The following is a 10,320-nucleotide window of genomic DNA, read 5'->3' on the forward strand; positions in this document are numbered from 1 at the left end:
GAGCCCAGCACGGGAGAGGTGGAACGCCATGCACAGAGACAGGTTGATCAAGAAGGTTCGCGCGCTCAGCGAGCGCTATCGGGTCGACAACGGTCGCAGGTTCCGGCTGCGCAGCTTCGATCCGGGCGACACGGCGGGTCTCGAGTCCGACGACAAGCCCAAGGCGCGCACCCTGCTGGCCGAAGGGGTTCAGGTGCTGGCCGAGCTGCAGGACATGCTCTACGCCAACGATCGCTGGGGCGTGCTCCTCATCTTCCAGGCGCTCGACGCCGCCGGGAAGGACGGGGTCATCAAGCACGTCATGTCCGGCGTGAACCCGCAGGGATGCCAGGTCTACTCGTTCAAGGCCCCATCGCACGAAGATCTCGACCACGACTACCTCTGGCGCTGCATGCGCTGCACGCCCGAGCGGGGGCGCATCGGCATCTTCAACCGTTCGTACTACGAAGAGGTGCTGGCGGTGAAGGTGCACCCCGAGCTTCTCGAGGCCCAGCACCTGCCCGAGGCCGCGCGCACCAGGAAGCTGTTCGAGCACCGCTATGAAGACATCGCCGCCTACGAGCGCTACCTGTCGAGAAATGGCTATGTGATTCGCAAGTTCTTCCTGCACGTGTCGCGCGACGAGCAGAAGCGCCGCTTCCTCGAGCGCCTCGACGAGCCGCGCAAGAACTGGAAGTTCTCCGAGGCCGACGTCACCGCGCGCCAGCACTTCGATGCCTACCAGCGGGCCTACGAGGACATGGTGCGGGCCACGGCCACCGAACACGCCCCGTGGTATGTGGTGCCCGCAGACAACAAGTGGTTCACGCGTCTGGTGGTGGCGTCGGCCGTCATCGAGACGCTGGACGGCCTCGACCTGAGCTATCCCCGCGTCACGCGCGAGCAGCGCGAGCGCCTTGCGGCGGCGCGCACCGAACTGGAGAATGAGTGAGCTTCGCGATGAGTGACATCGACAACAAGAGCCCTGGGCGATACGGATTCGAGATTGCCCGATCATTTGCCATCTTCCGCTACCTCGACGCCATGCCGAAAGAGGCGCAGGACTTCATGCGCCGACGCATGCGCGAGGTTCTCAAGCGCGATCGAATCATGACCGAGACCCAGCTCAAGGAGCTCTCGCGCCATCGCGCGCTCGAGTTTCAGCGCCGCGACAACGCCTTCAACGAGACCTCTGAGTCGTGGGAAGGTCGCCTCTCGGAGGCCAAGAAGCAGCTCACCGATCTGTACTTCGGGGCCAACTACTCGCTCGACTACCTGAAGTACCTGGTGGCCGAGAACGCCTCTGAGCTCGAGAGCGCCTTCAACCTGCACTTCGACAACGTGCTCGACTTCACGGCCAACATCGAGAAGGCCGACATCGACGTGCTCATCCGTCGCATGTTCGCCTACGAGAACCTCTCGGTCGAGGAGAAGGCCCGCTTCTCGCCGGAGGCGCACGAGCTGCGGATCGTTCTCATCACGCGACTCATCTCCGAGCAGCCGGAGTTCGTTCGCGTGGCTCACAAGTATCTCTCGATCACCGATCTCCATCGCATCTATGATCGCATCATCGGCAGCGGCAAGGTTGGGGGCAAGTCAGCGGGCATGCTGCTGGCCTATCGCATGCTCATGACCCCCGCCGAAGACGATCCCTACGATTTCTCGAAGTACTTCGCCATACCGGAATCATGGTATGTGGGCGATGACGTCTTTCACGCCTATCTCGACTACAACGGCGTGCTGTCCCGGCGAACCCAGAAGTTCAAGGAGATGCAGGCCATCGAGGACGACTACCCTGAGCTGCACGCGCAGCTCGTCGACGGCGACTTCCCGCTGGCGGTGTGGGAGAAGCTGCGTCAGACCTTTCTGCCGCTGGCCGGCAAGCCGCTCATCGTACGCTCGTCGAGCCTGCTCGAAGACAACTTCGGTCTCAGCTTCGCAGGCAAGTACGATTCGTACTTCCTGCCCAACCAGGGCACGCCGGACGAGAACATGGTGGCTCTCGGTGACGCCATCCGCAAGATCTATGCGGGCGTCTTCCATCCGAATGCCCTGGCCTATCGCAAGCGCAATGAGATCATCTATCGCTACGAGTCGATGGCCATCCTCGTCCAGCAGGTCGAGGGCAAGCGCGTGGGACGCTACTTCCTGCCCGATCTGGCGGGTGTCATCTTCAGCGAGAACCCGTACTGCTGGTCGAGGCGCATCAAGAAGGAAGACGGCATGCTCCGCCTCGTCATGGGGCTCGGAACCCGTGCCGTGGAGCGCGTCGGAGAAGACTATCCTCGAATCGTGGCGCTGGGCCAGCCCACCCTGCGCCCCGAGGAGCAGGGCAACATCGAGAAGTACTCGCAGAAATACGTCGACGTCATCGACATCGACCGGAACGAGCTCATCACGGTGCCCCTCAGCGAGGTGCTGGGCGCCGATGTGCTGCCCCAGCATCGCTTCCTGCTCTCGTGTCGCAAGGACGGCGCGGTCCGCGAACCCCTCACCCTCATCGATCTCACGCCCGCTTCGAGCATCATCACCTTCGACAAGCTGCTGCGCCAGACGCTCTTCCCCAAGGTGCTGCGCGCGGCCCTCGAGAAGATTCGCAAGGCCTACGGCATCGAGCTCGACCTCGAGATGGCGGCAGAGGTCGACGGTGACGGCGGCTTTCGCGTCACCTTGCTGCAGTGCCGTCCGCAGAGCCTGCGGGCCGAGGAGGTCGCCCCCACGCTGCCGGAGGTCCCCACGGAAGACCTGGTGTTCCAGTGCGTGAAGGAGGTGCCCACCGGGCGCGTCAAGGACGTGGAGTTCCTCGTCTACGTCACCGAGGCCTACGGCCGCATCACGGCCGATGCCGACCGCTTCGAGGTGGCGCGCATCATCGGACGGGTGAATCAGCAGCTCGAGGGCAGACAGGCCATCCTCATCGGTCCGGGGCGATGGGGCAGCAGCAACCTTCGCCTCGGCGTGCCCGTGAAGTACTGGGAGATCAACAACTTCCGCATGCTGGGCGAGGTGGCGCGCAGCGTCAACGGGGCGGTGCCTGAGCTGAGCTTTGGCACGCACTTCTTTCAAGACCTCGTGGAGAGCGGCATCTACTGTGTGCCCATCTACCCAGGAGAGACCGGTGCCGTGTTCAACGAGGCGTTCCTGCTCGACGAGCCGAGCGCGCTCGAACGCTTCGTGGGGAGCGATGCCGCGGGGGCGTACGGTGAGATCGTGCGCGTGCTGGAGGTCGGACCCGGCAGGGTGCTGCAGGTGCTGCTCAACGGTCGGGCCGAGCGTGGGGTGTGCTACGTCGAGCGCAAGGATTCCGCGGTGCAGCGCGCTGAGCCGCGCCAGGGAAGAGACGAGTGAGCCCGGCCTTGTGATGGATGCGCGCCGGTTGCTATAATCTCAGGAACGGCGCGGTGGAGGAGGTCGAACTTGAGGCGCGACCGTCGTTGCGGCATGTCGCTCATCGAGGTCGTCATCGCGGTGACGGTCCTGGCTGCCGCGCTCTTCTCCCTGGGTGTGCTCATCCCTCGCAGCGTGCTGCACCTCCACAACAAGGGGTTCGAAGCGGTGGCGGCCCAGCTGGCCGAGCGGCTCCTCGAGGGAACTCGCGGGCTCGACCCCGCGAGTGTGCCGAACGGGCTGTGGGATTCGTGGGCTCCCTTCGTCAGTCAGTCGAGCGACACGGCAAACGTGCCGGCGCACGCGGGAAGCGCGCGTCGACAGTTCCCCCCGGTGCCCTACCCCGCTGACGGTCTTGCGCCCTACACCGTGAGCGCCATCCAGAACGGGCAGCCGTGCACGGTGTCGTACTACTTTCGCGTCGAGGTGAAGGCACCCGTGTCGGCCGGAGCGGCGCGCTCGATGCAGGTGACGGTCTGCTGGCTCGAGCAGAGCGGCGGAGGCGTGTCGAACGCCCGCTCTCTCGCGGTGTCGTCAGAGGTCGGCCTGTGAGCGCCCGGGTGCCCCACCGCAGCCGCGGCATCACCCTCGTCGAGGTCATGGTGTCGATGTTCGTCCTGGGCCTGGTGATGACGGCGGCGCTCCAGCTCTTCCTCCCGTCGCTCGAACGTTTCTCGGTGGCCGACGCCTCGTACGACGCCCAGCGCCACGCGCTGGCCGCCGTGCGCATGCTCGAGGCCGACCTGCGGGAGACCCGGCTTCAGCCCTTTCTCGCGGCCAACAATGTGGTTACCGCAACGTCGAGCAGCCCGGTGACCATTGCGATGCCGGTGGCGCTGCTCGTTCCCACGGCACGCACCCAGACGGGCGAGTACCGTGTCTCGGCGGTCGTTTCACCAGGCGGGGGAGACGCCCCCGACTGGCAGGGGTGGGTGGCCTACTGGACCACTGCGGAAGAGGCTCCGAACGAGTCTCTGCTTCGTCTCTATCGAGGGTTCGTGCCGGGGCGCATCGGCATCGACCCGCCTCCCACAGCGCTGCCGTCAGGGCGCCTGCTCGCCCGCGGCGTGAGCGCCGTGGTCGTCGAGGTTGGGCAGCGTCCCAATCCGTCGCCCGTCATGGTCGCGGGGCTCGGTCTAAACGTCGACCCCTCGACCACGCTCTACTCGAGCGGCGGGCGAACCCGGGTGTCGGTCAACGTGTCGGCGGCGCGCATGCTGCACGACCGCGCCAACCTCTTCCAAGGAGGCACGACCATCGATGTTCCTCTCTGAACGCGCGGGTTCGCATCGCGGCGTCGCCCTCGGCCTCGTTCTCCTCGTCGTGACGGTGCTTTTCATCCTCGCTGTCGCGGTGGCGGGCATGAGCTCGAGCAATGCGAAGATGGTGCTCGAGCAGCAAGACGGCATCCGCGCGCGCGAGGCGGCGTTGGCGGGCCAGGCCTTCGCCCAGGCGGCGCTCAATCCGGTCGCCGACTGGACCCAGCCCATACCAGGCCTGACAGCCTCTCCCGTGGAGCACGCGCTCTCCGTGCCGGGGACGGTCTCGGCGCCCGCCGACACCACCTTGCTGTCGTCAAACCCGGCCGTCTGGTACGAGGCGTCGCTGGTTGACACGCCCACGGCGTCGCGGGTGACCGTGCGCAGCAGCGGCTACCTCAAGAACCCCGACGGCAGCCACCGCGCCACCGTGGTCATCACGACGCGGTACCAGCGGGCCCAGGGGGCGCTGCTCTACCCCGTTCAGGCGTCAGACGGGGTCTCCATCAACGGCAGCGCTGTGGGCACGGTCGATGACGTTGCGATTCGTACCGACGCGACTGCGTCAGCCAGCGTCTCGCTGGTGAGCGCCACGGTGACCGGCGACGTGCTGGTAGGGCCCACCCAGAGTGTGTCCGGCGTGGTGAACCCCGCCCCTCCGAGCCCGACAGAGGTCTCTTCCGCTCCCGCGCGGGCGGCATTTCAGCCCGTCGTGGCCCCGAGCGTGGCGCCCGGCGTGATGCAGACTCCCACGGCAGCAACTTCAGGAGGTAGCACCCTGTGAACGCGATCTCGAGACTGCTCATGCTGGCGACGGCTGTCGCGCTTGCCCTTCCCGCGGTGGGATGCACCAAGCCGCCCAAGAAGTACAGCGGCAACTGCGGGTCGTATTCGTACACGGCTGTCGTCAACGGCTATACCACCCTGCAGGGGAGCGGCATGTGGCTGCAAGGCCAGAGCGCCACGCTGCAGTCAGAGGTGAACGCCGGAAGCAACCTCACCTTTCGTGACAAGCAGGGCAAGACGTACAGCATCCCCATCAGCAGCGGGGCGCGTGACGCGCTCGAGAACAAGCAGCCTTGCGATGCGGTGAACGAGATCTTTGCGTGGATGCAGGCCCACGCCGCAACGACGCCACCTCCGACCACCGACATCACGGGAACGAACCCTGCGCCGGGCTCTGGCACCCTCACTGACCCTGGAACGGCGGGTGGGGGAGCCAACGCCGGCATCGCCAGCAGCAATCCGGCCACCGGGGGCAGCACGGGCTACGTTCTCTACCCGGGCAGCTTCTCGAACGTGCACATCGCCTCGAACAGCGTGACCTTGGCCCGGCCCGCGGGCAGCGACACCGCGCAGCCCGCCGTCTTCGTCTTCCACGGTTCCTCGTCCAGTGACGCCTTCTCGCTCGACGGTTGCAACGTCACGTTGCCGGCGGGTCAGACCGTGCTCTACTTCGATGGCACGGTTACCTTCAGCAACAAGACGACCTTCAGCGCTCCCGCCAACAACGCCGACGCGCGCAACCTCCTCATGCTGGGCACGTCAACCTGCACGAAGCTCACCATCGATGGTTGCACAACCCCTCTGATGGCGGGCATCTACGCACCTGCCGCCGCCGTGAAGCTGCAGGGCAGCAAGGTCACGGGAGCCGTGGTGGGAAAGACCGTGAGCTGCCTCAGCGGCAGTCAGGTGACCTATGACCCGTTGCTCAAAGGGCTCGTCTTCGAGGGCATCGGCGTCGCCGCCGCCCGATGGAGCAACGAGTCGCGACCGTAGCGCCGCTTCGCCGCTCGGCGCGGCAATCGGTCAGGACGCGGCCCCGCAGTTCTCGTGGGCGAGCCCCGCGGTGCGCGAAAAATCCCTCCATCGAGGGAGGAGAACGCGATTCGCGGAAGAGAATCCCCCCGCTCGAATCGAAGCACGAACTGCCTTCCCGCAGGCCGGCTTCAGGTGATTGCCGAGGAGGCGCAACATGTCCGTCGCCACACATGATCGTACCATGAATCCCTTCGAGATCGCTCAGCAGCAGCTCGACGAGTGCGCTGAGTTGCTCGGTCTCGACAGCTCCACCCGTGAGTTTCTGCGCTGGCCGCAGCGCGAGTTCGTCGTCACCCTGCCCGTCAAGATGGACGATGGCACCACACGCATCTTCCGCGGCTACCGCGTGCAGTACAACTCGTCGCGCGGCCCGACGAAGGGTGGGCTGCGCTGGCACCCCGACGAGACCATCGACACCGTGCGCGCCCTGGCCGCGTGGATGACCTGGAAGACCGCCGTGGTCGACATTCCCCTCGGCGGCGGCAAGGGCGGCGTCACCGTCAACCCCAAGGAGCTCTCGGAGACCGAGAAGGAGCGCCTGGCGCGCGCCTACATCGACGCTGTCGGTCGCATCCTCGGCGTCACCAAGGACGTGCCTGCGCCCGACGTCTACACCACCCCGCAGATCATGGCGTGGATGATGGACGAGTACGAGAAGATCATCGGCGAGGCCCATCCGGGGGTCATCACCGGCAAGCCCATCGCCCTCGGCGGAAGCCAGGGCCGTGGAGACGCGACCGCCCGTGGCGGCGTCTACATCCTGCGCGAAGCCGCAAAGGCTCGTGGCATCGAGCTGAACGGCGCGACCTGCGCGGTTCAGGGCTACGGCAATGCCGGGCAGTTCGCACACCAGCTGGGTAGCGAGATCCTCGGCCTGAAGGTCGTGGCGGTGAGCGACTCGCGTGGCGGCATCTACAACAAGGACGGCCTCGACTGGAAAGCCGTGCGCGCCCACAAGGAGAAGACCGAAGGCCAAGATCTCTCTCGAGCTCGCCAACGGCCCCACGACGCCGGAGGGCGATCGCATCCTGCAGAAGAACGGCGTGTTCGTGCTTCCCGACTTCCTCGCGAACTCGGGTGGCGTGACGGTGTCTTACTTCGAGCAGGTGCAGAACACGTACAACTTCTACTGGGGCCTCGAAGAGGTCCACCAGATGCTCGACCGCAAGCTCACCAAGGCGTTTGCCGACGTCTACGAGATGTACAACAAGTTCGAGAGCAAGAAGGTGCACATGCGCCAGGCCGCCTACCTCGTCGCGGTGTCGCGCGTGGCCGAGGCCTGCAAGCTCCGCGGCTGGGTCTAGCCCCCATCTCGCGGCCTTCCCACGAACGAGGGCCTCGGCGGTTACGCCGAGGCCCTCGTCTCGTTCTCGACCTGGCGAGCGCAGTGCGCTCAGGGATAGAGCGCGCTCGTGCTCCAGCCGTTCTCTGATCGGGTGTAGAGCGCACGCGTGTGCATGCGGTTCGGTCCCTCGTGCCAGAACTCCACGCGTTGCGGCGCCACGCGGTAGCCCTTCCACTCGGCCGGGCGGGGGACTTCCGCGCCGTCGAGCAGCGCATCGAGGTCGCGCACGGCCTGTTCGTATACGGCACGGTCGGGCAGGAGAGCGCTCTGGCGTGACGCTGCCGAGGCCAGCTGGCTGCCGCGCGGACGCGATCGCCAGTAGGCGTCGGCCTCTTCGTCGGAGACGTCGTCGACCTCGCCCTCCACACGCACCTGCTCGTCGAGCAGAGGCCAGTAGAAGCAGAGCGCAACCGAGCGCCGTGCCGACAGCTCACGACCCTTTCGGCTGAGGCTGTTGGTGTAGAACACGAGGCCTCGCTCGTCGATGCCTCTGAGCAGCACCATGCGCACGGACGGATTTCCGTCGGAGTCTGCCGTGGCCAGCGCCATGGCGACGGGCTGTGGCGCCCCCTTCGTCTCGGCCTGCTCGATGAGCGCGCGAATCCGCGCGATAGGGTCGGCCGGTGCGATCATCGGGCAGAAGACGCGTCTGAGATGGCAGCCCCTTCGGAGGCGTGCACGTGGAAGATCTCGCTCAGCTGGGTGAGACTGAACAGCTTGAGGATCTGGCTGCGGGTGCAGATGATGGCCATTCGACCGCCGGCTGTCTCTGCGCGCCGATGCGTCTCGAGCAGAACGCTCAGGCCGGAGCTGTCGATGTAGCGCACGTTCTCGAGATCGACCACGAGCCTGCTCGACCCGCCTTGCAGCACGGTGTCAAGATGCTCGCGCAGGCGTGGTGCGGTGTGCACGTCGATCTCGCCATCGAGGGCGACGATCGTGGTGCCGCCTTCGACGCTCTGTTGATTCACTTTGAACACATCCATGCCTGAACCTCCCACTGCGGGGCTCGCTAGACGCGGTTTCGTCGCTTTGCGGCGTCCTTGAGATGGCGATCTCGCCTGTCACTCTTATTTCCCGACGGGGTTTTCCCCTGTCACCGGGGTGAGGCGTCCGTCTGTCTTCGGGGCGATCTCGCCGCACGCACGGATGGCGTTGCTCACCACGTCGGTGTCGAGGGGGCCTTCATCTGGTCCGATGAGCACCTTGGCGCTCTTGAGCATATCGTACCCTGAACCGCCCTCGAACATGAACGAGTTGGTCGCGAGCGTGTACCGCGCGGTGTCGTCGAGGGGCTTGTCTGCCACCATCACCTGTAGCACGCGATGGCCTTCGGGCTTGCGACGGTCGTAGGTCACCCGCATGCCGGAGATCTGCGGAAAGGCGCGGCTCTCGGCGTCGGGAGGCCCGCCCAGCCCGTTCTCGAGGGCTTCGCGAAGCGTCTTTCCCTTGACCTCGAGCTTCACGATGGTGTTGCCATAGGGGAGCAGCGACACCACGTCGGCGAGGGTCAGGGGACCCGCGGCCACAAGAGCGTCGCCGCGCATGCCCCCTGCGTTGCTGATCGCCACGTCGGCGCCCATGGCGGCGCGGAAGGCGTCGGCCACGAAGTTGCTCAAGTTGCTCTCGCGACGGCGGTTGACCGCGCGACGCGCCTCGAGGGGCACGGCCGCTCTCCCCACGGGGCGACCGAACTCAGCCTTGAGGCGCGCGTCGTACTGTGCCGTGACCGCCGCCACGGCGGGGTCGTCGGCGATGGTGGCGTTCACCGGGATGAACTCGATGTCGAGGCTGTCGACGCGCCGGCGGGCGCGGTCGTAGAAGATGTCGATGCGTCCGAGATTGCGCGCGTCGGAGGCCGCCTTGAGGATGGGCGTGCGTCCCACGAGCGATTGGAGCAGCGTGTGCTCGTGTCCGCCGCAGATCACGTCGATTTCGGGCACGGCGGCGGCCAGGGCCTTGTCTTGCGCGAGGCTCAGGTGGGTCAGCGCCACGATGACCTGCGCGCCTTCCTTGCGCAGCTGCGCGACGATGGGGCGCGCGGCGATGATGGGGTCGAGGAACGTGATGTCGGTGGGCCCCTTGAGCAGGCGGGCGCTCTCTGTCGTGACGAGCCCGAACACGCCCATCTTCACGCCGTCGCGCTCCACGATGGCATACGGACGAAGCCCGGGCATGGCCTTCCCCGTGGTCTTCGAGACCACGTTGGCGCAGATCCAGGGGAAACGTGATTCGTTGATGCGGTCGTTGAGCACGGCGAGACCGAGATCGAACTCATGGTTGCCCAGGGTGGCGTAGTCGAGTCCGAGCGCGTTCCACGCCGCGATCATCTGCGCCCCCTTGAACACGCGGCTGCCCGTCGATGGCGAGATGGTGTCTCCCGCCATGACGAAGAACGTGTTGGGGGTCGTGGCCCGGATCTGCCTCACCAGGGTGCCCACGCGAGCCAGGCCGCCTCGCGCGCCGCCATCGACCGGGGCCGTCTGGTAGACGTCGTTGAGCTGCAGCAGGGTGAGACGAACAAGCGGG

The 10,320-nt window shown here is 66.2% G+C and carries 9 protein-coding genes and 1 pseudogene; 7 read left to right on the top strand and 3 right to left on the bottom strand.

Annotation, left to right across the window (positions count from 1 at the left end):
- Nucleotides 1-28: 28 nt before the first annotated feature.
- From EB084_11880 to EB084_11910, 7 genes and pseudogenes are all read left to right on the top strand, one after another.
- Nucleotides 29-931, top strand: a complete 903-nt coding sequence (locus EB084_11880) for a polyphosphate kinase 2 family protein (GenBank protein NDD28954.1) — start codon at nucleotides 29-31, stop codon at nucleotides 929-931.
- Nucleotides 928-3,327 carry a hypothetical protein gene (locus tag EB084_11885; GenBank protein ID NDD28955.1) on the top strand — a complete coding sequence of 800 codons (2,400 nt, stop codon included), beginning with the start codon at nucleotides 928-930 and terminating at the stop codon, nucleotides 3,325-3,327. Before EB084_11880 ends, EB084_11885 begins: the two co-directional genes overlap by 4 nt.
- Nucleotides 3,328-3,420: 93 nt before the next feature.
- Complete coding sequence (locus EB084_11890) at nucleotides 3,421-3,918, top strand: hypothetical protein (protein ID NDD28956.1); 498 nt, start codon at nucleotides 3,421-3,423, stop codon at nucleotides 3,916-3,918.
- A complete protein-coding gene (locus EB084_11895; protein ID NDD28957.1) occupies nucleotides 3,762-4,640 on the top strand; it encodes a hypothetical protein in 879 nt (292 codons plus the stop codon). The genes EB084_11890 and EB084_11895 overlap by 157 nt, the downstream gene beginning before the upstream one ends.
- Nucleotides 4,627-5,409, top strand: a complete 783-nt coding sequence (locus EB084_11900; protein ID NDD28958.1) for a hypothetical protein — start codon at nucleotides 4,627-4,629, stop codon at nucleotides 5,407-5,409. Before EB084_11895 ends, EB084_11900 begins: the two co-directional genes overlap by 14 nt.
- Nucleotides 5,406-6,404, top strand: a complete 999-nt coding sequence (locus EB084_11905; GenBank protein ID NDD28959.1) for a hypothetical protein — start codon at nucleotides 5,406-5,408, stop codon at nucleotides 6,402-6,404. The genes EB084_11900 and EB084_11905 overlap by 4 nt, the downstream gene beginning before the upstream one ends.
- A gap of 196 nt (nucleotides 6,405-6,600) precedes the next feature.
- Nucleotides 6,601-7,750, top strand: a pseudogene (locus tag EB084_11910) (Glu/Leu/Phe/Val dehydrogenase).
- Between the two features lie 89 nt (nucleotides 7,751-7,839).
- Here EB084_11910 and pdxH read toward each other — a convergent pair.
- The 3 genes from pdxH to EB084_11925 all read right to left on the bottom strand — a co-directional run.
- The gene (gene pdxH / locus EB084_11915; GenBank protein ID NDD28960.1) at nucleotides 7,840-8,424 is read right to left on the bottom strand and encodes a pyridoxamine 5'-phosphate oxidase; all 585 of its coding nucleotides are present in this window, start codon (nucleotides 8,422-8,424) and stop codon (nucleotides 7,840-7,842) included.
- Complete coding sequence (locus EB084_11920; GenBank protein ID NDD28961.1) at nucleotides 8,421-8,777, bottom strand: anti-sigma factor antagonist; 357 nt, start codon at nucleotides 8,775-8,777, stop codon at nucleotides 8,421-8,423. Before EB084_11920 ends, pdxH begins: the two co-directional genes overlap by 4 nt.
- An 84-nt stretch (nucleotides 8,778-8,861) precedes the next feature.
- Nucleotides 8,862-10,320: bifunctional metallophosphatase/5'-nucleotidase (locus EB084_11925; GenBank protein NDD28962.1), on the bottom strand; the 1,459-nt coding region annotated here is incomplete at its 5' end.

This window comes from Pseudomonadota bacterium, from assembly GCA_010028905.1.
Classification (GTDB): Bacteria; Vulcanimicrobiota; Xenobia; order RGZZ01; family RGZZ01; genus RGZZ01.

Coding starts and splice junctions, on each gene's coding strand:
- pdxH (NDD28960.1), bottom strand. CDS start 8,424: ATGATCGCACCGGCCGACCCTATCGCGCGGATTCGCGCGCTCATCGAG.
- EB084_11920 (NDD28961.1), bottom strand. CDS start 8,777: ATGGATGTGTTCAAAGTGAATCAACAGAGCGTCGAAGGCGGCACCACG.
- EB084_11890 (NDD28956.1), top strand. CDS start 3,421: ATGTCGCTCATCGAGGTCGTCATCGCGGTGACGGTCCTGGCTGCCGCG.
- EB084_11880 (NDD28954.1), top strand. CDS start 29: ATGCACAGAGACAGGTTGATCAAGAAGGTTCGCGCGCTCAGCGAGCGC.
- EB084_11900 (NDD28958.1), top strand. CDS start 4,627: ATGTTCCTCTCTGAACGCGCGGGTTCGCATCGCGGCGTCGCCCTCGGC.